This window comes from Pseudodesulfovibrio profundus (assembly GCF_900217235.1).
Classification (GTDB): domain Bacteria; phylum Desulfobacterota; class Desulfovibrionia; order Desulfovibrionales; family Desulfovibrionaceae; genus Pseudodesulfovibrio; species Pseudodesulfovibrio profundus.
Map to the genome: position 1 here is coordinate 3,191,006 of NZ_LT907975.1, position 21,640 is coordinate 3,212,645.

The following is a 21,640-nucleotide window of genomic DNA, read 5'->3' on the forward strand; positions in this document are numbered from 1 at the left end:
CGTGTTCCTACATGCAGTTTCGCGCCCGGTAGTTGACGATAAGCGCGGGACAGCCTGGTGAGAGGGCAACCTGGATGGATGTGGAGCCGATCATGGGTTTGGCTACTTCTTCGCTGGAAGAATACTGGGCCATGATGATCAGGTCTGCGTCGCTCCAACGGGCTTTTTTGAGAATTTCAGTGTAGGGAATGCCTTCCCAGCAACTGTAGCTGTGGCTTATGTCGCTGAGTGCTTTCTTGTATCGCGTGTCCATCTTGTCGATGGCCTTTGTCACGAAGTTCTCCATGTCCTGCATGTAATATTTGGGATCAGGGTGGGTTTGCCCCACATCCAGTACATGAAAAACCTCCAGATGCGCGCCGAACGTTCTGGCGACCTGCGCGGCGTAGCACATGGCTGAATCCGATGGGGTGGAGAAGTCGGTTGCAAGGACGATTTTCTTTAAATTGGCGCCATTGGGCATTTCATTGGTGACGACAAGTACGGGGCAGAACACGTTGGCACAAACCCGCCTGATGGTTGTGTCCACCGAACCCCACATGCGATCGGGCCGGACCATTGCGGAAGTGTGGTGGCCCATTATGATGAGATCAACCCCCTCACTGTGGATGATTCGGAGCATCTGTTCATGGGCGAGGCCGGTGGTCACATGGATGGAATACTTGGGGATCGTTGCCAATTCATCCGCGTAGTAGGCCTGAATTTTTTTGGCGGTGTTTTCCCTGAGTTGATCTTCGGAAATGATGTCCCCGAAATCACACCAGGCATCCTTGCCGACGGGAAGCGAGTGGAAAAGAATCAGTTCAGCATTGTTTTTGCGTGCAAAATCAAAAGCCGCTTTGGGGGCGGTCTGCATCTTCACCAGAGGGGTAACTGCCAGTAGAATTTTCTTGAACATATACTCTCCTTGTCGACGATCCGATTCGTCTTGATGCCGCCATTCAGTATGGTGATTTTTCACTTGCACTATCGCAATAATCAGTGCTTCGGGCAAGTATTATTGGATAATTTGTCGGAACAATCTTTCAGAGGCGAGCGACTGTTGCTGGTAAAAGCGGCTCGAACCGTTTTTCAGGCTGGCTCGTTTGGGGCGCGGAGGTGGACAGGTGACGGGCGTCTTTCTGGTTGTGATCGATCTGCTCTTCACTCCGTGGCTTGAGAATATCTTCGATATCAAGGGCATATACAGTATGCAAGCCAGATGGTTGTCATCTCATTATAGGTTCTGATTAGCATAATGGCGCGCTCTCCTGTCAATGCGCGAATGGCGGCAGGAGGTTATAAATTGAATGAATCGCATGCCACGGGTTGACGTAGAGCCCATCTTTCGGATATCACTCGAATGTTCCTTATATCAAGATATCCTGATATAGGTTAAAAACAATGGAAATAATTAAATATTGTAAGGCACTTGCCGACGAGACCCGAGCGCGATTGGTCAACGTTCTGCTGGAATATGAGCTGAATGTTGGTGAGATCGTGCAGGTTATGGAAATGGGGCAGTCGCGCATCTCCCGGCACCTGAAAATTCTGGCCGATTCCGGTCTGGTGAATTTTCGGAGGGAAGGCTTGTGGGCCTTCTACCGTGTCAGTGACGACGGTCCCGGTCGGGATTTTCTTGATGGCATCACCAAGCTTCTTGAAGATGAAGAAGAGTTGAAGCGGGACCGCAACCGGGCCGACAAGGTTATTCGGGAGCGGACAGCAGCCACTCGTCAGTTCTTTGATGATATAGCGCCTGAATGGGATCGCATGACCGCAGAGGTTCTGGGTGATCTGGACCTTGGCGAAGAGATTCGCAAGCGGTTGCCGCAGTGCGAGTGCGCTGCCGACATCGGTTGCGGACCGGGGGATATGCTGGAGATTCTCGCTCGTTCATCCAATATGGTCATCGGTGTGGATAATTCGCCCAAGATGCTTGAACTTGCCGAGGAACGGTTCTCCGAAGATGCGAACATGTCGTTGCGCATCGGTGAGACAACCCACCTGCCGCTGCGTGATCTGGAGGCAGATTGTACGGTGATGTCGCTGGTATTGCACCACCTGGCTCGCCCTATCGATGCCATTCGCGAGGCGGGCCGTGTGCTGCGGACCGGCGGACGATTGCTCGTCGCGGAATTTGACCAGCACGACAATGAAATCATGCGAAGTGAGTATGGTGATCGTCGTCTTGGTATCCCGCAGGAAAAAATGCACAACTGGTTGGGCCAGACCGGATTTGCGGTATTGGCGACCAAGGAATTCAAAGTCAACAAGGGTCTCGTCGTTGTTATGTACGAGGCCGAAAAGTTATAGATATTAACCCTGTAATATCGGAGGAATACAATGTCCAAAAACGTTATGCCTGTCGACCCGAAGTGCGAAAACAAAGTCGCAGACATGTCCCTGGCCACCTGGGGCTTGAATGAAATGCAGCTGTCCGAGCGTGAAATGCCGGGCCTCATGTCCATCATTGAAAAGTACGGCCCCGAAAAGCCCCTCAAGGGTCTGAAAGTCATGGGCTCCCTGCACATGACCATCCAGACTGCCATGCTCATCAAATGCCTTTACGAGCTGGGTGCGGACATCCGTTGGGCGTCTTGTAACATCTTCTCCACTCAGGATCACGCCGCTGCTGCTATTGCAGAGTCCGGTATGGCCAAGGTTTTTGCCTGGAAAGGCGAGACCCTGGAAGAATACTGGTGGTGCACCGAACAGGCTCTGACCTGGCCTGACGGCTCCGGTCCCGACCTCATCGTTGATGACGGTGGCGACGCAACCATGCTCATCCACCAGGGTGTTAAAGTGGAAGCTGATCCTTCCATCGCCGACAAGAAGTACGATGTGCACGAGTTCCAGATTGTAATGGATCGCCTGGCTGAATCCGTGAAGGTCGCTCCTACCAAGTGGACCGAAATCTCCAAGAAGATTCGCGGTGTATCCGAGGAAACCACCACTGGTGTGCATCGCCTCTACGAGATGCAGCGCGCCGGTGAACTGCTGTTCCCCGCCATCAACGTCAACGACTCCGTTACCAAGTCCAAGTTCGACAACCTCTACGGTTGCCGCGAATCCCTGGCAGACGGCATCAAGCGTGCCACTGATGTCATGGTTGCCGGTAAGGTTGTTGTCATCGTTGGTTACGGTGATGTTGGTAAGGGCTGCGCCCAGTCCATGCGCGGCTTCGGCGCTCGCGTGATCGTCACCGAAGTTGATCCCATTTGCGCCCTTCAGGCTGCGATGGAAGGCTTTGAAGTCACCACCATGGATGAAGCTGCTCCTCGCGGTGATATCTTCGTCACCTGCACCGGTAACTACCACGTTGTCACCGGCGCACACATGGATGCCATGAAAGACGAAGCCATTCTCTGCAACATCGGTCACTTTGATTCTGAAATCGAAATGGGCCACCTTGAGAACAACCCCGAGTGCACGCGTCTTGAAGTCAAGCCGCAGGTGGACAAGTGGACCCTGCCTTCCGGCAAGTCCCTGATTGTTCTGGCCGAAGGTCGTCTGGTGAACCTCGGTTGCGCAACCGGTCACCCCTCCTTCGTCATGTCCAACTCCTTCACCAACCAGGCTCTGGCCCAGATCGATCTGGCCAAGAACGACTACGAGCCCAAGGTTATGATCCTGCCCAAGAAGCTGGACGAAGAAGTCGCACGACTGCACCTCGACCGCCTTGGCGTCAAGCTGGAAAAGCTCAGCAAAGAGCAGGCAGACTACATTGGTGTGGATGTCGAAGGTCCGTACAAGCCGGATCACTACCGCTACTAAGCTCTGCCGGACGCATGCCGTCCCGACAGTATCTACAATAAAAAGGGGAGCCGTTTGGCTCCCCTTTTTTTGTGTTCTGTCCCGTCCTGAAATAGGTTGACACCCAGAGGACCTATTTATGGAAGACAAATCCAAACAGCGAGTTAGACGCACCCAACGCGATTACACGATGGCCTTTAAATTGTCGGTTGTGGCACAGGTGGAAAAGGGCGAGATGACGTACAAGCAGGCTCAGGCTCTTTATGGTATTCAAGGGCGAAGCACTGTGCTGAAGTGGCTCAGGAAGCACGGCACCCTTGATTGGAGCAAGTCCATGGTACATTCCCGAAAAGACCCAAAAGCCAGAGAAACACCGGTCCAGAAGATCAAACGGCTGGAGAAAGAGCTTGAGGAAGAAAAGATCAAGACCGCGCTTCTCAATAAAATGATTGAGATTTCCGACCGCGAGTTTGGGACTTCTATAAGAAAAAAGCTTACCCCCGAGCTGCACGAAGTCTTCAGAGAGAAAGACAAATAAGCTTGTCTGCTTGTTGCAGGCAGCTCGGGGTCAGTCGGCAGTCCGTGTATCAGGCTGAAAAGCGCCATGATGCACGGGAAGCCATGTATCAGGAGGCAAAGGCCATGGTCCTGAACGTGCGGACCAGGATGCCCCGCCTTGGGACTCGAAAGCTGTACCACCTGTTGAAGGACGCATTTTCCGCAAAGGGAATCAGGCTCGGACGTGATGGGTTGTTTTCCCTGCTGCGGCGAGAGCATATGCTCATCAAGCGACGGAAAAACTATACAAAGACAACCAACTCGAAGCATTGGCTAAAAAAGCATCCCAACTTGTTGAAAGATGTTCAACCGAGATGTCCTGAGCAGGTGTTCGTAAGCGACATTACCTACGTGAATACACGTGAGCAAACATGCTATCTGTCGCTGGTGACAGATGCATTCAGCCGGAAGATAATGGGATACAACGTGAGCCGGGATCTCAGTGCGGAAAGCACAACCAAAGCGCTGGACGCGGCAGTTGAAAACAAGCGAAGGAGGGTGAATACAATTCACCATTCAGATCGAGGACTCCAATACGCTTCTTCGGTCTACCAGAGAAAACTCCAGGAATCCGGCATGGTTCCTTCCATGACAGATGGCTATGACTGCTATCAAAATGCCTTGGCGGAACGGATGAATGGAATTCTGAAGCAAGAGTTCATGGTCACCAAATGCAACGACTTTGCAGAGCTCAATACCCTGGTGAGGGAATCCGTTGAGATATACAATTCACAACGGCCACATCTCAGCCTAGGAATGAGAACGCCAAACGATGTACACGAATCAGGCTGTGGGGCTAGCCCCACAGCCTGATTGAAACCTTCAAAAACCGTCAACCTATTTCAGGACGGCTCATTCAGTAAATATTCATGTCGTCGGAATGAGACTGTTGAAGGCGCTTTCGGATGAAAGCAGAGCATCTCAGGGGTTAGAATACCCCTTTTGCATTGAGGTGAGTGCCCAGGGCTTTGTCGACTTCGAGGATGTGTCCGCTGAGCCAGTCGGCAAGGAAATTGACAAATTCAATCGGATTGGTGTCCTCACCTTTCTCCACAGCCTGCTCGGCTTCAAGTGCCTTGTTCAGGAACATTTTGTGATTCTTGATGTGGTTTTCCGAATGAGGAAAGTCGTGTTCTTTCATCAGTTCCTCTTCGGTGGCGAAGTGGACCATGGCGTACATGCGCATATCAGCAGCCAGACGCTCGAGGATGACGAGGTCGGTTTCCTTTTTGGAATCGTCGAATGCGCGGTTGATCATTGATATGAGTTGCTTATGCTCTGCATCAATACACGCCACACCTACGGAATATGAATCTTGCCAACTCAGAATCGGCATGTTGTGCTCCCTTGAGATTCGTTACGTATCGTATACAAAAATAATCTGCTGATCAGCAAGGATATCTTTTATCAGTTTTCCTGGGAGTTACAAGTCGTATTTTATAGAAGCGTCCCGTGAAATCTTGTGGTACCTCATTCCCATGCGTTTGACTGTCCCTGCAATCGTCCTCCTGATCCTTCTTTCATCTATCCCCGCGTTGGCACTGGATGTGACTGTTAAGGTGTCCAGCATGAAAATGGATGTTTTCCTGCCATATGCACCGGAGCATCTTTTGGATGGTGACTTAAACACTGCATGGGCAGGTGGCGGACTGGGGGCAGGCGAAGGGCAGTGGATTGAATTGCAATTCGATTATCCCGTACGTCTGGACAAACTGGGTATCTTCAACGGACACCATGGGGAAGGAAAGTTCGAGGAGTTCCGGCGTATCCGTTCAGGGCGCCTGGTCTATCCTGATGGAACGTCCTCGCGGTTCTGGTTGCACGACGAGAAAGGGGAGCAGATAATTGAATGTGATGGTCGTCCCGCCAAATCAATCCGAATTGTTGTGGACGGGGTGTTTCCCGAGGGCGAGTGGGCGGCCAAGAAGAAGCTGGCCGTGGCCGAAATCAAACTCTATGTGGCGTTGATGGCAGATCCGGCTGAGATGAACCCCTCCGAGCACCCGGCAACGGTCAATATACCCACGCCAGCCCCGCAATCTCCTTCCGCCAGGGTTCCTGATGAGATGATTGAGCTGCTGCGCTCCTTTTATGTGCGGCAGACCACGATGGCTGACGACTTCGCAGAACTCTTTGCAGAGGATGTTCGTGACAAGAACGATTTCCGGCAGGAAGTCTTCAAGTCCGTTCAGATGCAGCGGGGGACATACAAAATCCTTCGCAGCGCCGAAGTCGAAACTGATGGTCTGGGGTTTGAACTGGTCGATCTACAGGGAATTTATGCCCGTGTCAGGGTGTTTGGCGCATACAAGGTGAATCTGCCAGGCAAACATGCCTATCTTGAAGAAGATTCGATTTTCGTCCTTTCCAAGGAGTCGGAAGGATGGCGCATCCTGGAACTGGAAGGGGAAGAGTCCTTTTATTAGGGCGATTGCAAACCCAACAGGTCGGAGGCCCTTTTACACCATCCACACGCCGATAGTCTGGCCTTCGTATAATCCCTCGGAATCCGCCGGAATCGGCGCAAGGCCGTTCGCCTGAATCATGGTTCGCAACAATCCTGACTTTCCCAGAACCGGATGAGCCAGGGGCAGGTCGTTGTCCCTTTCTTCCAAACGAATCCGAATGTAATCTTCACGGCCTGGCTTGGAGTGAATGTTGCGTGCAAGAACAGCCTGTCGCATGGGACGGCGCACCTCGTCGAAGGCTCCGGCATCTCCCTGAATGTGGCGAAGGAGCGGCAGAATGAGCACATGCATTACCACCAGTGCCGAGGTCACCTGACCCGGTAACCCCAGAACGGGCTTGGTCCCGACGCGACCGAGTATGGTCGGTTTTCCCGGACTCAATGCCACGCCATGGGCGAGCAGCTCGGCGTCATCCATGGATTCGATGGTTTGCACCGTGAGGTCGCGCACGCCAATGGAACTGCCGCCGGAAAGAAGCACGACATCGTTTTCGGCCAGTGCTTTTGCCAGCGCAGCCTTCAGCGAATCAAGGTCGTCCTTGATGATCCCGTAGCGGGTGGGAACGGCTCCGGCCAACTCTGCAAGGGCTGAAATGGTCAGTGAGTTGACGTCACGAACCTGTCCGGGCCGGGGTGTTTCGGAAAGCTCAATCAGTTCATCGCCGGTGGAAAGAATACCTACGCGTGGCTGGTCGTAGATGGTTAGTTCCTCAAACCCGAGAGCGGCGGATAAGCCTACTTCCTGGGGCCTGATCACGGTCCCGGCTGCAAGGGCCGTCTTGTCAGTCTGGGCGTCTTCTCCCCGCATCATGACGTTCTCGCCCGGGGCAGCACTTTTGCGAAATTCAACCGTGCCCATCTCTTCATCATTCATCGACTGGGTGTGCTCGATCATGACCACGGCATCTGCGCCTTCCGGGAGAATCCCCCCGGTGGCTATACGGGCGCATTCACCGGGAAACAGTGAAATGTCTGGCGCCTTTTCAATGGAAAGGGAAGCCGTGCATTCGAGGTAACCGGGGTTGGTTTCCGTGGCTCCGAAGATGTCGCGGGCATTGATCGCGTAACCGTCCATACAGGAGCGGTTCATGAGCGGCCAGTCGTGGGCGGCGACGATATCTTCGGCAAGCACCCGACCGGATGCCTGGGACAGAGGGATGCGCTTGGTATCCAGAGGCCCGAAGCCCTTGAGCAGCGCTTCGAATTCAGCCCGGCTGATGATGGTGAAAAATCCGTGGTTCATGGCGGTATCCTTTTGGTATGCGGAGTTACGCTACTTTAGGCGCTCAAACCGGGCAAGAGAGGGTGTATTGGGGCGGGTTTGACACCGAAATCAGGCGTTCTGCTGCACGAACCGCCCGATTTTCGCATCGTCCTGCATGATGTGCGTCGATATCCACTCCTGGAGAAACGTGGAAGCTCCTTCCGGGGATACTTTTTCGCCTTTGCGAAGCATTTGCCACAACATGTTGACGCGGACCAGCAGTACGGCATGTTGAGCTGCGTGTTCTTTGAGTTGAGGATAATTGACCTCACTCATATACGCTTCTTCCTCTTTGAAGTGGTAATGCGTATACGCCTTGAGCCTGTCAAAGGTATGCTGCAATGCCTCTTCGCCCTTATCCTGCTCAATGGCTTCGACCAGTTCTGCGGCGATGGCGAAAAGGGTTTTGTGCTGCTCGTCTATTATTGTCAAACCGATACAAACGTCGTCGGTCCATTTCATTGGAGGCATATTTTTACACCAGCTTATGAGGTTTACTTCACTCGGGCTGTGGCCCGTCAATCGATATCACTCGTGGGAGTGAGACTTACTCGCTTTTGTCCGCTTGTACAACCTCGGTGCCAATGCCTGATTTGGTAAATAATTCGAGTAGGATGCAGTTCTCGACCCGTCCGTCGATGATGGCGGCTTTTTCCACTTCCCCTTCAGCTACGGCTTCGATGCAGCATTTGATCTTGGGAATCATGCCGCCGGTGATCACGCCGTTATCTATGCATTCAAAGGCTTCCTTGTGGTGCAGATGCGTGATCAGTTCGTCGTCGGCATCCAGCAGGCCGGCCACGTCGGTGAGCAGGTAAAGACGCTTGGCGCCCAGTGCCTGCGCCACTGCACCGGCGACAGAGTCTGCATTGATGTTGTACGTAACTCCCTGATCGTCCACGCCCACCGGCGCAATGACGGGAATGACCCCTTCGGCTGCAAGGGAGCGGATCAGGCCGGTATTGACGGAGCGTACTTCCCCCACCTTGCCGAGGTCGATGATCTCAGGCGGTGCGTTTTTCTTCTCAATGGTCAATTCCTTGGGTTCGGCCTTGATCAACATGCCGTCTTTGCCCGAAAGCCCTACGGCATTACCACCATTGAGGTTGATCAGGTTGACGATTTCCTTGTTTACCTTGCCGACCAGAACCATCTCCACCACATCCATGGTGGCTTCGTCGGTCACGCGGTACCCCTGACGAAAATGGGATTCGATGTTGAGCGCCTTGAGCATCTGCCCGATCTGGGGGCCGCCGCCATGGATGATGACCGGGTTGAGTCCAATGTATTTGAGGAGAACGACATTGAGTGCAAAGGCACGCTTTAGTTCCTCGTCGATCATGGCGTTGCCGCCGTATTTGATGACGATGGTTTCTCCATAGAATTCAGTGATGAACGGCAGGGTTTCCATGATGGATTTGGCCTGCAGTTGGTACCGTTTCATATCTCGTTGGCTGATGGACTCTTTCTTCATTTTGGTCGCACTCCTGGTGGCGCTTGGCGCGTTATCGATGTGGCATAATCTGCAAAAGCATGGGCGGTGTCAATATTGGGTGTTGTCTTACGTGTTCCGAATCGGTAACATTCCCCGCAGTTTGCCTTTTCAACCTCTTGTTCGGAGCCTGTCGATGCAGATGCGATTCAACAGAATGGAATGGGCCGGATCAGTCGGCGATCTCGGTACGCTGCTGCCGCTGGCGTTCGCCCTGATCATGATCAATGGCCTGGCTCCGGGCGGATTGTTCCTGTCCATCGGGCTGCTCTACATCTTTGGCGGCCTGTATTATCGCGTCCCCATAGCGGTCCAGCCAATGAAAGTGGTGGCGGCTTATGCTGTCGCGCTGTCCCTTTCTGCTGAAGTCATTACTGCTTCCGGCATGCTTATGGCTGCGTTCCTGCTTTTGCTGGGCAGCACCGGACTGACGGATTTCGTGGCCCGAATCGTTCCGCGGGCTGTTGTCCGCGGTGTCCAGATGACCACCGGCGTGCTACTGCTCTCCAAAGGTGTTCAGATGGTCATCGGTAATGGGGATTTCCAGAAACTGCAGGGGAGCGTGGAGCCATTTCTTTCCTCGCAAAGCATTGGCCCTGTTCCCATGAGTCTGCTCATTGGCGTCGCCTTTGCCCTCGTGACCTTTCTTTTGCTCAACAATAAACGGTATCCTGCCGGACTGGTTGTCGTGGTGCTGGGCGGCGTGGTCGGCGCACTTCTGGGGGCCGGGAATGAGTTGAAGCAGGTCACTCTCGGATTCCACCTGCCGGAGATTCTGCCGTTCGGCTTACCGACGTGGACCGATTTCTCCTATGCGCTCTTGGTGCTGGTGTTGCCACAAGTGCCCATGACCATGGGGAATGCCGTAATCGCCAATCGCGATCTCAGCTTTGAATATTTCGGTGATGAAAGTCGTCGGGTGACCGACAGGGCGTTATGCATGTCCATGGGGCTTGGGAATATCGCGTCTTTTTTGACAGGCGGCATGCCCCTGTGCCACGGCGCAGGCGGGCTGGCGGCGCATTACCGGTTTGGCGCCAGAACCAGCGGCTCGAACATGATCATTGGTGGCGCATTCATCCTGCTGGCTGTCCTGCTGGGAGCGGGTTCCGTCAACGTGCTGCATCTGTTGCCCATGGGCGTTCTCGGCGTGCTCCTCTTTTTTTCCGGTTCACAATTGGCATTGACGATCATGGATGTGGATAACCGAACGGACCTGTTCATCATCGTGGTCATGCTCGGTATTGCACTGGCTTCCAATCTTGCCTGGGCCTTCGGGGTTGGAATCTGTCTTCATTACGCGTTTCGAATGGGACGATTGTCCATCTAGGAGTGCCAAAGGCAAAACTGTCGGCTGATCTTGTTTTTTTCGGGTGCACAGGTACAATTGGCGTTCACCCCGATCCAAATTATACATATGAAGGAGAGACACATGGGTAAGTTGATCAAGGAAGACGATGATAAAGGACGTCTGCATATTGATACGCCGCTGCTTGGCGAGTCACTGGTGGGCAAGAGCCTGCTGAAACGGACCGAAGCCGGTGAGTATTTTCGGATGCAGCCGGATGTCAATATTCTGAAAATCGGCGGGCAGTCCATCATGGACCGAGGCGCCAAGGCATTGTTCCCGATCCTTGATGAACTGGTCAAAGCCAAGGAAGAACACAAAATCCTTCTGATGTGCGGCGGTGGAACCCGTGCCCGTCATGTCTATAACATCGGCATTGATCTGGGTATGCCGACAGGTGTGCTGTCCAAGCTGGGCGACAAGGTTTCGGCTCAGAATGCGGAAATGCTCTCCGTGCTGCTCGCCAAGCATGGCGGTGCCATGATCGGTCACGGTGCGCATCTTGAACAGCTTCATATGTACTGCCAGCAAGGCTACCTGCCCATCACCACCGGTATTCCCCCGTACGGATTCTTCGAGCATCCGGCTGAGCTCGGGTCTATTCCTCCGCACCGTACGGATTCAGGCGCCTGTCTCCTGGCAGAGAATATCGGTGCCAAATCCCTCATCTACCTCAAAGATGAAAAGGGCATGTACGAGAATGACCCCAAGAAGGCCAAGAACAGGGATGCGCTCAAGTTCTACGACAAGATTCACGTTGATGAATTGATTGAAATGGACCTGGAAGATCTCATTGTCGAGCGTCCGGTTTTGACCTTCCTGAAGAACGCCAAGACCCTCAAGTCATTCCAGATCATTGATGTGCTGCGTCACCCCGAGCATATCCACGCGGCATTGGCCGGTGAACATGTGGGTACCATTGTATACAAGGATTAGCGGGAACTGTGGGGCATGGAGGAACAGGCTGCGTAAACCTCTTCCCATTTTGAATTGACGATACAAATAAAAAGGCCGGAACATCGATGCTCCGGCCTTTTTTCGTGCACGGTTACTTGTGCTTTCCTTCCTTGTCTCGCTCGAGATACACCACTTCGGCTCCCAGTTCGGAAGCGATCTGATCGAGTTCGCACTTGCGAATACGCTTGGCGTACAGCTTGAGGTCGCCGCCATAAACGCCGACAACGCGGAAACGAGGCAGCTTCTGGCCTTCAGAAGCACGGGTTCTTTCTCTGACAAATATTTTCATGTCTTCCTCCTTGTAGGGGTGCGCATGGGCCTTGTTTGATCTGATAAAAACATATATCCTCAAAGAACATATAGTCAACAAGGAACTAGTTATAATGTCCAAAAAAGTGGGCGGCGGTAAGCCGCAACGATACATACAGCCATCGCTTTTGATGGCGCTAACTGCCGGTCCTTCCTATGGATACCAGCTCATTCAGACCATTGGTGAATACGGTTTTTTGCGGGGCGATGCCCCTCCCGGGATGATCTACAGGCACCTCCGTCAAATGGATGAAGAGGGGCTGGTGGAATCGAAGTGGGATTCTGAAGGCGATGGACCGGCCAAGCGCGTCTATGCCATCACTCCAGAGGGCGCGGAAGTACTGGAAGCCTGGGTGCTCCACATGGAGCGGCAACGCGATGTGCTGGACGATTTTATCAGGAAGTATAAGGGCGCGTAGTTGTGGCGTCGACCTTCATGCCGGGCTGCAGCTTCTTGTCTTTTTTGCGCTTGGTATGAGCCGGTTCCCATACGGATTGTTCGAGCATCTTGACCTGCAGTACTGGCTGCCCACCCCATAAGGACGGTCTGATCCAGTCACCTTTGACGATGCGGTCGGACGGAAGCGGAACCAGCGGGTCTCTGTCAACGGAAACGACACGGATGCCGGTTTCTTCCAGGTCGGCAACGCGCAGATCACGGCCAAGGCTCCGAAGGCGTTTGAACTCGATGAACCGGCCGCACCATCCATACTTGGTCAGCCCCACAGCCGCTGCAGCACCGATGATTCCGTCATTGGTGCCGCCCAATCCTTCAAGAAAAATGGAACTGGTCGCTGTGATGGCGTCCTGCTGTGTCTTGGTCATGCCGGTCACGGCCTGGCCGTATTCAATCATGCCACTGGTGATTTGTGATTCTTCTGCAACGCAGAGGCCCGGATCGCTGCCTAGAGCACAGTGAGCAAGGATGTGTTCCCGTGCATGATCTTTCAGCCATGCAAGAGTGGAGTCGTCGGCAATCTCAACAATGGCACATGCCGAACTATTGTTGGATGTGAACGGGATATCCGAGAAACGCGGCAACTGATGACGCACCACACCGATGGGGGTGCATGTTTGCGGCAGGCCGTACATGAACTCCCGTACCAGTCTGCCTGTGCCCATGGGAGCGTCTTTGTCGTCGGTGTCGTCAAATCCGATATATGTGCGCACGCGAATCTCCTGTGCTGATTATTTCCTGCACAATCCGCGCTTACTGCATGAAAGGCAATTGCCCGTCACTTGCTGATGAAACCGCACCTGCCGTGGCAGTGCTTATGCCAGTACCAAGCGGTACAGCACACGTTCATAGCAGTGCGTTACTGCGTGGGCGGGCTTGTGGGCCATACCCATGGAGCGCAACCGGCAATAGACATGCAACGGATTTAAGGTGTGTTGAAGATGGGATCGTAAACTCATGACAACCTTCCCTGGTTACCTTTCTTATCGTCAGATGTTGTCCTGAGCGTTAGGGCGTATCCGTATTACGGATGACCAGAAGAGCCAGCAGCAGAATGGCAACGGCACAGAGCAGGCCGGTGATGAAGATCGCCTGCATGCCGAAAAGACCATAGATGCCGCCCATGAAAATCGGGGCCAGTGTCTGCGCCAGTCGCAGCAGGAAACCGTTGGCTGCCATGAACGCCCCGCGTTGTTCCATGGGGGCGAGGGAGGATATCATTGTCATGACCGTCGGGATGTTCAGCCCCTGAGCCAGACCAAAGCAGATGACAGGTGGAATCACATGCCAGATGCCGGGGGCCATGGGCATGAGCACCATGGAAAATCCGTACAGGATGGCGGCCGCAATCAGCAGTGGTCGCTGGCCGAAGGAGCTTGAAAGGCGGCCCAACTGAAAGGAGGCAAGCCCGGAGAAGCCCGAGGAAATGAGGAAAACCAGACCGATGGAAGCCGGGTTCGCATCGAAGCGCGTATCGAGCAGGATAGGCAGATAGGTGACAATGGGACCATACAGGATGATGAAGGTCACCAGTGTCGTGGCGAACAGGCTGAGTGCCTGTTTCGTCTTCATCCGGGTCAAGGCTTCGCTGAAATATTCTTTGAGACTACTGTTATTGCTTGGTTCCGGGCTGTCGAGCCGCGTGGAAATGGCCAGCCCGAGGGGGATTGCCAGCAATGGTAGGAGAAATGGCCACTTCCAGCCGATCAAGGCAAGTACGCCACCGACGGCAGGAAACGCTGCCGTACCGATGGACAGAACGCTGGCGTTGTAGCCCATGGCCTGCCCGCGCTCTTTGCCCTCGTACAGATCGCCGATGATGGTTGCGTAGATGACGCCCAGTGGTCCTGCGCCCACGCCTTGCAAAAATCGCAGAACCAGAAGTTGCTCGAATGACTGGGCAAAAAAACAGGCAAAGCCGAACCCGCCGAAGACGAACAGGGAAGGTACGAGGATGACCTTGCGGCCGATGCGGTCAGCCAGTACCCCGACCAGCGGCGACAAGAGGACGCCTGGCAGGGTGAAAATGGAGATGACCAGTCCGATCTGTACAGGCGTTATGTCCAGCTCCTGCATGATGTCGGGCAGGGCCGGGATGATGGACGAAACCCCGAGGATTGCCATCAGCGTGACGCCGAAGATCAGTTGGAGATTCGTATCGAGATAGACGCGTCGCAAATTGTATCCGTTAGATGGCAGCGTCAAGAAGCATGTTGTCGCGGTGAACAGCTTCGTCCGGAATGTCGGCGCCGAAGATCAGTTCAATTTCATCGGTCCGTTTGCCTTTCATCTGTTCCAATTCGCTCGAAGAGAAGTTGGACATGCCAACGCCCAGTTCATCGCCGTCCAGCGTCTTGATGAAAACCAAAGCTTCGCGGTCAAAGCAGCCTCGAATGTCGCTGATGCCGATGGGCAGCAGTGATTTACCATTGGTCAGCAGTGCTCTGGCAGCCCCTTTGTCGATGAGTATCGAACCGCAAGGGTCGTCGTGATAGGCCAGCCAGAACTTCTTGCTCGAAACCGTCTTGCACTCGGGCAGAACCAGGGTCCCGCCACCGCAGGTGCCTTCCAGCGCAGCAACAAGATCAAATGGCCCTTTGCCGGAAACAATCAGGGTGGGCACACCCAACTGGGCTGCTCGTCGAGCGGCGCGGAGCTTGGAATACATGCCGCCGGTTCCCACGTTGGTCTTGCCGTCGCACATGGCTTCAATGTCCATGCAGGCGATGTTTTCGATGACGGGGATGGGCTTTGCGTCGGGATTGGTATCGGGATTGCGGTCATAAACGCCATCGGCACTGGTCAGGTTCACGAACAGGTCTGCACCGACCAGCCCGAGGCACATGGCACCGAGGGTATCGTTATCGCCGAACTCCAGCTCGCGGGTCGAGACAGTGTCGTTTTCATTGACGATGGGAATGGCTCCCCACTCAAGAAGGCGCTCCATGGTGTTGCGAGCGTTGAGAAACCGGCTCCTGCGCTTGAGCCCGCTTCGGGTGAGCAGAACCTGTGCAGTTGCCTTGTCGTACCGGGCGAATGCTTCGTCGTAGTCATGCATGAGGCGTCCCTGACCTATGGCAGAGGCGGCCTGGCGTGATGCCATGTCGTTGTATTCACGACTGCAGTTTTTCATGCGTTCGCAGATACGCTGCCGACCTGCAGCAACGGCACCGGATGAAACCAGCACGACTTCCATGTTCCGATTGCTCAAGATGGCGATCTGGGCGGCAAGCCGTTCAATGGCATGGGGATCTATACCTTCAGGAGTGGTCAGGACGGCACTGCCGACTTTGATGACCACACGCCGAACGTTTTCCAGCAGATTTTCGCGATTGATGTCGGTTCTCGTCATGGAGGGCACCGTACAGCATCCCCGTGCGGGGTGGCAAGAAATGACTTGGGGTCAAAACCCCATTGAAAATCGGAGGCCGGTGACTGCTAACGAGTGCTAGTCAGAGGTCTCTGCCTCTTCCTTTTTGTTCAGCCGGTCAAGCTGGCGCCACATTTCGTCCATCAATGCTTCAATACCGTCGCCGTTCAGCGCGGAGATGAAAAAGACGGTTTCACCTGTGGCTTCGACCGTAGCTTTGAGCTCGGCCAGTTCGTCTTCACTCAGCGTGTCGATCTTGTTGATGACCTTGATCTGCGTCTTGTCACCCAGTTCCGGGCTGTACTGGCACAGTTCCTGGGTCAACATCTCGTAGCCGTCCAACGGATCTTCACGGTTGAGGTCTTCAACAGCGAGAATGTGGACGAGAAAACGGGTCCGTTCAACATGTTTGAGGAAGGTGATGCCGAGACCGCGGCCTTCGTGCGCACCTTCGATGAGGCCGGGAATATCCGCAATGACCATGCGGTTGAATTCCTCGTTTTCGATGACTCCGAGATTCGGTACCAGCGTGGTGAAGTGATATGCCGCGATCTTGGGACGAGCCGCGGATACCTTGGATATGAAGGTCGACTTGCCAGCGCTGGGTAAACCAAGCAGACCGACATCGGCCAGGATCTTCAGCTCCAGTCGAATGCGACGTTCCTCACCCGGAAAGCCTTGTTCGGCATAGCGGGGAGTCCGGTTGGTGGACGACTTGAAGTGCAGGTTGCCGCGTCCGCCGCGTCCACCTTCACAAATGACGATCTCTTCGCCGTCCGAAACCAGATCGGCAATGAGTTCTTCGCTGGTTGTGCCGTCCTTATGCTCTGTCACCTCATAAACGAGGGTGCCGACGGGGAGGTCGACATACAAAGGATCAGCAGCCTTGCCGTAGCGGTCGCGTCCCATGCCTCCTTCACCGTTTCTGGCGAAGTAGTGGCGATGCAGGCGGAAATCGTACAGGGTCATCAGACGGTTTGTGCCACGAAAAATCACATCGCCGCCTTTACCCCCGTCGCCGCCATCAGGGCCGCCTTTGGGGACGTTGGCCTCGCGTCGCAGACTTGCGCAGCCGTTGCCGCCTTTGCCTGAACGTACAGTGATTATCGCTTCATCAACGAATCGCATGATGTCCTCTTTCCGCTAATAGTGGTGTTATATAACACGTTTTCCGAAACCATATTCGAACACAAATAGGGCAGGAGCCGCTAGCGGTCTAGCGCCCCCTGCCCGGAGAAAATGCTTGCGTTCGAAGCCTAGGCTTCGGCGGGAAGTACGTGCACACGGGTCTTGACGACCTTGTTGCGGCTGTACTTCTCAAATTTGACGACGCCGTCACGCAGAGCGAACAAGGTGTAATCCCTGCCGGTACCGACGCCTTCTCCAGCGTGGAATGTGGAGCCAACCTGGCGAACAAGAATGTTGCCAGCCAGAACTTCCTGACCACCGTAGCGCTTCACGCCACGTCTTTGACCTATACTGTCGCGACCGTTTCTGGAACTACCGCCAGCTTTTTTATGAGCCATGTTATCCTCCCTTCAGGCAGTTACGCCGTGATGGATTTGACTTTGATGGATGTATAGTCCTGGCGATGGCCCTGCTTTTTGCGAGCATCTTTTTTGGGCAGCTTGTGGAAAACCACAACCTTTTTGCCGCGAGCGTGACCGAGAACTTCGCACTCGACCTTTGCACCGTCAACATACGGAGCGCCAATCTTGGTGTCGCCGTCCTTGTCTACCAGGAGAACGGAATCGATGCTGAGCTTTTCGCCAGCTTCGACTTTGAGCAAATCTACTTTGAGTTCAAGACCTTCTTCAACGCGGTACTGCTTACCGCCGGTCTCGATAATAGCAAACATAGTTAAAACCTCCAGTTCGTAAGAGGAGGCAACCTAGCCGCAACTCGGCTGAGAAGTCAAGCCCCCCGCAATAATTTTTTGCGATTTTTCTCCACAACGCGATACATTGCCCGTACCGGAGCCGTCGGTCAAGCTATAGATGACATTTTATCGCAGTGCCCGGGCCAGCACGAAAACATTGATGCTCGCGGTTCCAGCCTGCATGAGTGTCCGGGCGCATTCACGCAGTGTAGCGCCTGTCGTGTACACATCATCAACCAATAGAATGTGCTTGCCCTCCACCAGTTCCCGTGTCGCGGTAAAGGCTGACTTGATGTTGGACTGTCGTTGCGCCAGGTCGAGTTGTGTCTGCGGCCTAGTGTATCGGACGCGTTGGAGTGCGGCGTGGATGACCGGTGCACCGGTGTGTTTGCCCAATGCCTTGCTCAGTTCGGCGCTTTGATTGAATCCTCGCCACAGGAGCCTGCGTTTGTGCAACGGCACTGGAACAATGATGTCCGGTTTCTGTCCGTCCCTGCGGGTATAGGCTTGAACAGCCAAATTGCCCAGCAGGGTGGCATGTCCCAGCGCTCCGCTGAACTTGTATTTTAGAATAAGGTGACGGAGGGGGCCTGTGTATATGGAATGGAAATGGAGCGCTTCCCACGGCGTGGGAGTGGTGCGGCATTCGCCGCAGAGCATGGGCGGGGAATCGTCATCGGCAAAGAGTTCGCCACACCGCGTGCAGTACCCGCCTTTTCTCACGGTGAGTTGCTGTGCACACTCACGGCAGGCGCCTTGCTCGCAAACGTCTGTCAGTCGCGAGCAGACAGGGCATCGGCTCATGGTCAATCCGGCCCAGCTTGCCATCCGGTGAAAAAAAGAAGGTAGTATCAATGTGATTCGTTCCAGACCCGTTCGGCATACTGGATAATCCGTGATTCGAAATCCTGCCGTTTTATCAGGTCCCCGACACTGTCGATACCTCGAAGGGCCAAAGGTTCATCCAGTGCCATGTTGAAATTCTGGACAAAATACTTGAGCGTGAGCCGTGCTCCCTCAAAGAGCTTTTCCCCGGATGGCTGACCGGCGACCAAAACAGCGTGTGCTTTGCGTTGCGGCAGTTCGGCAATCCAGGGTTCCTTGTCCATGTGGGCCTGCCAGAACTGCTGCCCGCGGTCTATCCAGGTCTTGAGCCGCGACGGAAGGTGGTAGAAATAGATCGGGGACGCGAACAGGATGGTTCTGGCCGTGAATATCGGCTCGAAGAGCTCCCAGGCCTGATCCTTATGGGCGATGGCGCACCGTTTTTTGTGCGTAACGCTCTTTGTCTTGTCGCAGAACCCGCAGGCAATGCAGGGCAGGATATGGGCATCGCGCACGAAGTGAATTGCCGCATTGCCCCCGGCCCGTCGGATTCCTTCCTGTAGAAGCTCTGCCGCGTGATCGGAGTTGCCGCCTTTTCGATGGCTGCCTGCGTAGATGACTGCGTCCATGGTCGTCCTGTTCCTATTCGGTATTGAACAGCGGTTTCTTGCGCGTCATGATGGCACGCACATGATCGCCGCACTCCTCAAATCGGAAATCCCAATCCGTTGAGATATGCCTCTGATGGCGCACCTGATCAGCTCCCTGGGGGGAGACCAGCGCCTCGACCCTGTCGGTCTTGCCCAAACGGAGGTACCAACCTACCTCCATGCCGACACCTCAACACTTGTCGCGAATATCTATGGTGATCGGATCGGCCATTAGAATTCACTGAAGAACGGGTTGTGGTTCTTTTCATCGTCGGAAGTGGTCTCCGGCCCATGTCCCGGATAGAGGGTCGTATTGTCCGGCAGGGTGAAAATGTTGTCTTTGACCGCCTTCTTGAGAATGTCCAGATCACCGCCAGGGAAGTCAGTGCGACCAATGGAGCGGTAGAATATCAGATCCCCCACAAAGGCTGCTTCGGCTTCGGGGAAGTAGAACGTCAGGCTGCCGGAGGAATGGCCGGGGGTGTGGAAGACCGTACACTTGAAGCCGGCGAACTCATGCTCACCCGGTTCAATCTGTGTCGTGTTGTACTCTTCGATGGGGGGCAGGCCGAATGTGCCGCCCTGACCCAGTTCACTTTCGAGGAGATACAGGTCTTTCTTGCTACAGATGACTGGAGCACCGGTCTCATCCGAGAGGCGGCGGTTGCCTGCGGTGTGGTCAAAGTGCAGATGGGTGTTCAGCACATGTGTCAGTGTCAGCCCATTGCTTTTCAGGTAGTCCAGCACCGGGGTCGGGTCACCGCCGGGATCGATGGCAACAGCCTCTTTATCGCCCGCCAGGACATAACAGTTGGTCTGCAGCGGACCGAGGGGAAACACCTTGATTTCCATTATAATTCCTCCAAAAGAAGATCGGATAACGGTTTGCGTTCGGAGCTGCCTTTCTGGTCCGGATGCCCCAGTGCAATGACAGCTTGTAGCTCGTATTTATTTTCGTCGATGTCGATGGCCGCAAGGGATGCGGACTGATCGTTGACTATCTGGCCGAGCCATACGGCCCCAAGGCCGAGGGCATGGGTTGCCAGCAGCATATTCTGAATACAGGCACCTGCGCCCTGATGGTCTTTCATCTCGCTGTACATGGCTTCCTTTTCCAAAAGCACGCAGATGCAGGCAGCGCTCCGGCGTACGATGTGTTCATATTTGGTGCAGTCAGCCAGTTTTTCCATTCTCGGGTCGCCTTTTTGAACGACAAGAAAGCGCCAGGGCTGGTTGTTGAGTCCACTGGGCGCCCAACGGCCAGCATCGAGGATGGTCTTGATCGATTCGGTCGAAACCGGCTCATCGGTGTACTTCCGAATGGATCGGCGTTCATGTAGTGCGTTGAGTATGCTGTTTCCATCTTGCATTGAGAATTTTTCTCCTTGGTTTCAGGCTATTGTGTACCCTAGACCGCTTTGTCGGGCAAGTGTTGGCCCCAGGTGTTGACATGCGGAGCCGTTGCACCATTGTGTCGGCAAGGGAAATCAGCGGAGAAAGCGTCTGAGTAAAAGCCCCAGAATCAAAATGAAAAATGTTGTTACCGTGACAGGGGGAACCCATGAGGGCATTGGCGTGTCCTTGATGAACCAGACATCATGGATATGCTTTCTAAGGGACTTGTCGATTTGAGACCACCCCTTGGCTATCTCAGCCAGTTGTTGGGCATTCCCTTTGGCAACGGCTATATGCAGCTCGTCGACGCTCAGTGTCTCCTGCTTGATGAACTGCGTATCCAGCCCTCTCTCGCGCAGGTAGTACAAAACATTCGGCGTGCTGCCAGCAATGACTTTTACCAATCCTTTGCTCGCGGCTTCCAGAATGTTCTGCATGTTTTCAAAGTGGAGGAGGTACCTGTCTGGGCTGCTCTCTCTCATCACTGTCTCAGCATGTGACCCCGTGACCACTGCCACCGGGAAGTCCTCGATTGCGGAATTTTCGAGATCGCCATGAATGAAAATGGCGGATGCGATGGTCGTGACGACTTGGCCATACTCAAGGAAACGATCCTGGTCCGGGGTAGGGAAAAGCCCTCCGTGCACATCGGCTTCACCGGTTTTGACCAGTGTGATTGATTGGGGCAACGTGGTGAGCTTGAACGTGACCGGTGTGCCTGTGATGTTGCTGTATGCACGCCACAGATCAATAATATATCCTTGCGGTTCTCCGCTTTCGTCCAGATAGGAAAACGGCGGGTTCGCTTCGCTTTGGGCAATGATCAATCCATTCTTTTGCACAGACTCCGCTTTTACCGTCAGGGGGAGAGCGAAAATCATGATGCATACAATAAGTGGTATAAAGTACTTGATCATGCTTATATGTACACAAT

27 protein-coding genes are annotated in these 21,640 nt (G+C 54.2%); 7 read left to right on the forward strand and 20 right to left on the reverse strand.

The window, feature by feature from the left end:
* Positions 1-7: 7 nt before the first annotated feature.
* The gene (locus DPRO_RS15000; protein ID WP_097012786.1) at positions 8-898 is read right to left on the reverse strand and encodes a universal stress protein; all 891 of its coding nucleotides are present in this window, start codon (positions 896-898) and stop codon (positions 8-10) included.
* A 127-nt stretch (positions 899-1,025) separates the two neighbouring features.
* Positions 1,026-1,196, reverse strand: a complete 171-nt coding sequence (locus tag DPRO_RS20095) for a hypothetical protein (RefSeq protein WP_157917505.1) — start codon at positions 1,194-1,196, stop codon at positions 1,026-1,028.
* A 187-nt stretch (positions 1,197-1,383) separates the two neighbouring features.
* Here DPRO_RS20095 and DPRO_RS15005 point away from each other — a divergent pair, with 187 nt between their 5' ends.
* The 3 genes from DPRO_RS15005 to DPRO_RS15015 all read left to right on the forward strand — a co-directional run bounded on the left by DPRO_RS15005 (position 1,384) and on the right by DPRO_RS15015 (position 5,106).
* A complete protein-coding gene (locus DPRO_RS15005; RefSeq protein ID WP_097012787.1) occupies positions 1,384-2,295 on the forward strand; it encodes an ArsR/SmtB family transcription factor in 912 nt (303 codons plus the stop codon).
* A 30-nt stretch (positions 2,296-2,325) separates the two neighbouring features.
* A complete protein-coding gene (ahcY, locus tag DPRO_RS15010; RefSeq protein ID WP_097012788.1) occupies positions 2,326-3,756 on the forward strand; it encodes an adenosylhomocysteinase in 1,431 nt (476 codons plus the stop codon).
* Positions 3,757-3,874: 118 nt separating this feature from the next.
* Positions 3,875-5,106 (forward strand): IS3 family transposase gene (locus DPRO_RS15015; protein WP_097010824.1). Its coding sequence is split into 2 segments (ribosomal slippage): positions 3,875-4,229 and positions 4,229-5,106, totalling 1,233 coding nucleotides; the frame shifts between segments, so codons are not numbered across the junction.
* Positions 5,107-5,221: 115 nt separating this feature from the next.
* Here the strand turns inward: DPRO_RS15015 and DPRO_RS15020 are convergent.
* Positions 5,222-5,629: a bacteriohemerythrin gene (locus DPRO_RS15020; protein WP_097012789.1), complete on the reverse strand. Its 408-nt coding sequence runs from the start codon at positions 5,627-5,629 to the stop codon at positions 5,222-5,224.
* 142 nt (positions 5,630-5,771) lie between these two features.
* On the opposite strand from DPRO_RS15020, the gene DPRO_RS15025 reads away from it, so the two are divergent.
* On the forward strand, positions 5,772-6,719 hold the full coding sequence (locus tag DPRO_RS15025) for an NADase-type glycan-binding domain-containing protein (protein ID WP_097012790.1): 948 nt from the start codon (positions 5,772-5,774) through the stop codon (positions 6,717-6,719).
* A 33-nt stretch (positions 6,720-6,752) separates the two neighbouring features.
* Here the strand turns inward: DPRO_RS15025 and DPRO_RS15030 are convergent, their stop codons facing one another.
* From DPRO_RS15030 to argB, 3 genes are all read right to left on the reverse strand, one after another.
* Positions 6,753-8,003, reverse strand: coding sequence for a molybdopterin molybdotransferase MoeA (locus tag DPRO_RS15030; protein ID WP_097012791.1), 1,251 nt, complete (start codon positions 8,001-8,003; stop codon positions 6,753-6,755).
* A gap of 90 nt (positions 8,004-8,093) precedes the next feature.
* Positions 8,094-8,495, reverse strand: a complete 402-nt coding sequence (locus tag DPRO_RS15035; protein ID WP_097012792.1) for a bacteriohemerythrin — start codon at positions 8,493-8,495, stop codon at positions 8,094-8,096.
* Positions 8,496-8,571: 76 nt separating this feature from the next.
* The gene (gene argB, locus DPRO_RS15040; protein WP_407681413.1) at positions 8,572-9,468 is read right to left on the reverse strand and encodes an acetylglutamate kinase; all 897 of its coding nucleotides are present in this window, start codon (positions 9,466-9,468) and stop codon (positions 8,572-8,574) included.
* A gap of 184 nt (positions 9,469-9,652) precedes the next feature.
* Between argB and DPRO_RS15045 the strand changes: the two genes are divergently transcribed.
* Positions 9,653-10,846 carry a putative sulfate/molybdate transporter gene (locus tag DPRO_RS15045; RefSeq protein ID WP_097012794.1) on the forward strand — a complete coding sequence of 398 codons (1,194 nt, stop codon included), beginning with the start codon at positions 9,653-9,655 and terminating at the stop codon, positions 10,844-10,846.
* 102 nt (positions 10,847-10,948) lie between these two features.
* Entirely contained in the window at positions 10,949-11,800 is an 852-nt protein-coding gene (locus DPRO_RS15050) for an amino acid kinase family protein (RefSeq protein ID WP_097012795.1), read from the forward strand.
* 112 nt (positions 11,801-11,912) lie between these two features.
* Here the strand turns inward: DPRO_RS15050 and DPRO_RS15055 are convergent, their stop codons facing one another.
* Positions 11,913-12,110, reverse strand: coding sequence for a hypothetical protein (locus DPRO_RS15055; protein ID WP_097012796.1), 198 nt, complete (start codon positions 12,108-12,110; stop codon positions 11,913-11,915).
* Between the two features lie 94 nt (positions 12,111-12,204).
* Here DPRO_RS15055 and DPRO_RS15060 point away from each other — a divergent pair, with 94 nt between their 5' ends.
* Positions 12,205-12,549: a PadR family transcriptional regulator gene (locus DPRO_RS15060; protein ID WP_097012797.1), complete on the forward strand. Its 345-nt coding sequence runs from the start codon at positions 12,205-12,207 to the stop codon at positions 12,547-12,549.
* Here the strand turns inward: DPRO_RS15060 and DPRO_RS15065 are convergent.
* The 13 genes from DPRO_RS15065 to DPRO_RS15120 all read right to left on the reverse strand — a co-directional run bounded on the left by DPRO_RS15065 (position 12,527) and on the right by DPRO_RS15120 (position 21,587).
* Complete coding sequence (locus tag DPRO_RS15065) at positions 12,527-13,300, reverse strand: hypothetical protein (RefSeq protein WP_097012798.1); 774 nt, start codon at positions 13,298-13,300, stop codon at positions 12,527-12,529. The genes DPRO_RS15060 and DPRO_RS15065 overlap by 23 nt on opposite strands.
* Positions 13,301-13,402: 102 nt before the next feature.
* The gene (locus DPRO_RS20350; RefSeq protein WP_173806803.1) at positions 13,403-13,546 is read right to left on the reverse strand and encodes a hypothetical protein; all 144 of its coding nucleotides are present in this window, start codon (positions 13,544-13,546) and stop codon (positions 13,403-13,405) included.
* 49 nt (positions 13,547-13,595) lie between these two features.
* On the reverse strand, positions 13,596-14,765 hold the full coding sequence (locus tag DPRO_RS15070) for an MFS transporter (protein ID WP_097012799.1): 1,170 nt from the start codon (positions 14,763-14,765) through the stop codon (positions 13,596-13,598).
* 10 nt (positions 14,766-14,775) lie between these two features.
* Complete coding sequence (gene proB / locus DPRO_RS15075) at positions 14,776-15,939, reverse strand: glutamate 5-kinase (RefSeq protein ID WP_097012800.1); 1,164 nt, start codon at positions 15,937-15,939, stop codon at positions 14,776-14,778.
* 96 nt (positions 15,940-16,035) lie between these two features.
* A complete protein-coding gene (gene obgE, locus DPRO_RS15080) occupies positions 16,036-17,085 on the reverse strand; it encodes a GTPase ObgE (RefSeq protein WP_097012801.1) in 1,050 nt (349 codons plus the stop codon).
* A gap of 128 nt (positions 17,086-17,213) precedes the next feature.
* The gene (gene rpmA / locus DPRO_RS15085) at positions 17,214-17,483 is read right to left on the reverse strand and encodes a 50S ribosomal protein L27 (protein ID WP_097012802.1); all 270 of its coding nucleotides are present in this window, start codon (positions 17,481-17,483) and stop codon (positions 17,214-17,216) included.
* A 20-nt stretch (positions 17,484-17,503) separates the two neighbouring features.
* Positions 17,504-17,815 carry a 50S ribosomal protein L21 gene (rplU, locus tag DPRO_RS15090; protein WP_097012803.1) on the reverse strand — a complete coding sequence of 104 codons (312 nt, stop codon included), beginning with the start codon at positions 17,813-17,815 and terminating at the stop codon, positions 17,504-17,506.
* A gap of 147 nt (positions 17,816-17,962) precedes the next feature.
* Positions 17,963-18,640, reverse strand: a complete 678-nt coding sequence (locus tag DPRO_RS15095) for a ComF family protein (protein ID WP_232005617.1) — start codon at positions 18,638-18,640, stop codon at positions 17,963-17,965.
* 47 nt (positions 18,641-18,687) lie between these two features.
* Positions 18,688-19,290: a flavodoxin family protein gene (locus DPRO_RS15100; RefSeq protein ID WP_097012805.1), complete on the reverse strand. Its 603-nt coding sequence runs from the start codon at positions 19,288-19,290 to the stop codon at positions 18,688-18,690.
* A gap of 13 nt (positions 19,291-19,303) precedes the next feature.
* Positions 19,304-19,492, reverse strand: coding sequence for a hypothetical protein (locus tag DPRO_RS15105; protein ID WP_097012806.1), 189 nt, complete (start codon positions 19,490-19,492; stop codon positions 19,304-19,306).
* 50 nt (positions 19,493-19,542) lie between these two features.
* Entirely contained in the window at positions 19,543-20,163 is a 621-nt protein-coding gene (locus DPRO_RS15110; protein WP_097012807.1) for an MBL fold metallo-hydrolase, read from the reverse strand.
* Positions 20,163-20,681, reverse strand: a complete 519-nt coding sequence (locus DPRO_RS15115; protein WP_097012808.1) for a nitroreductase family protein — start codon at positions 20,679-20,681, stop codon at positions 20,163-20,165. Before DPRO_RS15115 ends, DPRO_RS15110 begins: the two co-directional genes overlap by 1 nt.
* A gap of 117 nt (positions 20,682-20,798) precedes the next feature.
* Positions 20,799-21,587 carry a transporter substrate-binding domain-containing protein gene (locus DPRO_RS15120; RefSeq protein ID WP_157917506.1) on the reverse strand — a complete coding sequence of 263 codons (789 nt, stop codon included), beginning with the start codon at positions 21,585-21,587 and terminating at the stop codon, positions 20,799-20,801.
* Between the last annotated feature and the right edge of the window lie 53 nt (positions 21,588-21,640).

Coding starts and splice junctions, on each gene's coding strand:
- DPRO_RS15000 (WP_097012786.1), bottom strand. CDS start 898: ATGTTCAAGAAAATTCTACTGGCAGTTACCCCTCTGGTGAAGATGCAG.
- DPRO_RS15005 (WP_097012787.1), top strand. CDS start 1,384: ATGGAAATAATTAAATATTGTAAGGCACTTGCCGACGAGACCCGAGCG.
- ahcY (WP_097012788.1), top strand. CDS start 2,326: ATGTCCAAAAACGTTATGCCTGTCGACCCGAAGTGCGAAAACAAAGTC.
- DPRO_RS15020 (WP_097012789.1), bottom strand. CDS start 5,629: ATGCCGATTCTGAGTTGGCAAGATTCATATTCCGTAGGTGTGGCGTGT.
- DPRO_RS15025 (WP_097012790.1), top strand. CDS start 5,772: ATGCGTTTGACTGTCCCTGCAATCGTCCTCCTGATCCTTCTTTCATCT.
- DPRO_RS15030 (WP_097012791.1), bottom strand. CDS start 8,003: ATGAACCACGGATTTTTCACCATCATCAGCCGGGCTGAATTCGAAGCG.
- DPRO_RS15035 (WP_097012792.1), bottom strand. CDS start 8,495: ATGCCTCCAATGAAATGGACCGACGACGTTTGTATCGGTTTGACAATA.
- argB (WP_407681413.1), bottom strand. CDS start 9,468: ATGAAACGGTACCAACTGCAGGCCAAATCCATCATGGAAACCCTGCCG.
- DPRO_RS15045 (WP_097012794.1), top strand. CDS start 9,653: ATGCAGATGCGATTCAACAGAATGGAATGGGCCGGATCAGTCGGCGAT.
- DPRO_RS15050 (WP_097012795.1), top strand. CDS start 10,949: ATGGGTAAGTTGATCAAGGAAGACGATGATAAAGGACGTCTGCATATT.
- DPRO_RS15055 (WP_097012796.1), bottom strand. CDS start 12,110: ATGAAAATATTTGTCAGAGAAAGAACCCGTGCTTCTGAAGGCCAGAAG.
- DPRO_RS15060 (WP_097012797.1), top strand. CDS start 12,205: ATGTCCAAAAAAGTGGGCGGCGGTAAGCCGCAACGATACATACAGCCA.
- DPRO_RS20350 (WP_173806803.1), bottom strand. CDS start 13,546: ATGAGTTTACGATCCCATCTTCAACACACCTTAAATCCGTTGCATGTC.
- proB (WP_097012800.1), bottom strand. CDS start 15,939: ATGACGAGAACCGACATCAATCGCGAAAATCTGCTGGAAAACGTTCGG.
- obgE (WP_097012801.1), bottom strand. CDS start 17,085: ATGCGATTCGTTGATGAAGCGATAATCACTGTACGTTCAGGCAAAGGC.
- rpmA (WP_097012802.1), bottom strand. CDS start 17,483: ATGGCTCATAAAAAAGCTGGCGGTAGTTCCAGAAACGGTCGCGACAGT.
- rplU (WP_097012803.1), bottom strand. CDS start 17,815: ATGTTTGCTATTATCGAGACCGGCGGTAAGCAGTACCGCGTTGAAGAA.
- DPRO_RS15095 (WP_232005617.1), bottom strand. CDS start 18,640: ATGAGCCGATGCCCTGTCTGCTCGCGACTGACAGACGTTTGCGAGCAA.
- DPRO_RS15100 (WP_097012805.1), bottom strand. CDS start 19,290: ATGGACGCAGTCATCTACGCAGGCAGCCATCGAAAAGGCGGCAACTCC.
- DPRO_RS15105 (WP_097012806.1), bottom strand. CDS start 19,492: ATGGAGGTAGGTTGGTACCTCCGTTTGGGCAAGACCGACAGGGTCGAG.
- DPRO_RS15110 (WP_097012807.1), bottom strand. CDS start 20,163: ATGGAAATCAAGGTGTTTCCCCTCGGTCCGCTGCAGACCAACTGTTAT.
- DPRO_RS15115 (WP_097012808.1), bottom strand. CDS start 20,681: ATGCAAGATGGAAACAGCATACTCAACGCACTACATGAACGCCGATCC.
- DPRO_RS15120 (WP_157917506.1), bottom strand. CDS start 21,587: ATGATTTTCGCTCTCCCCCTGACGGTAAAAGCGGAGTCTGTGCAAAAG.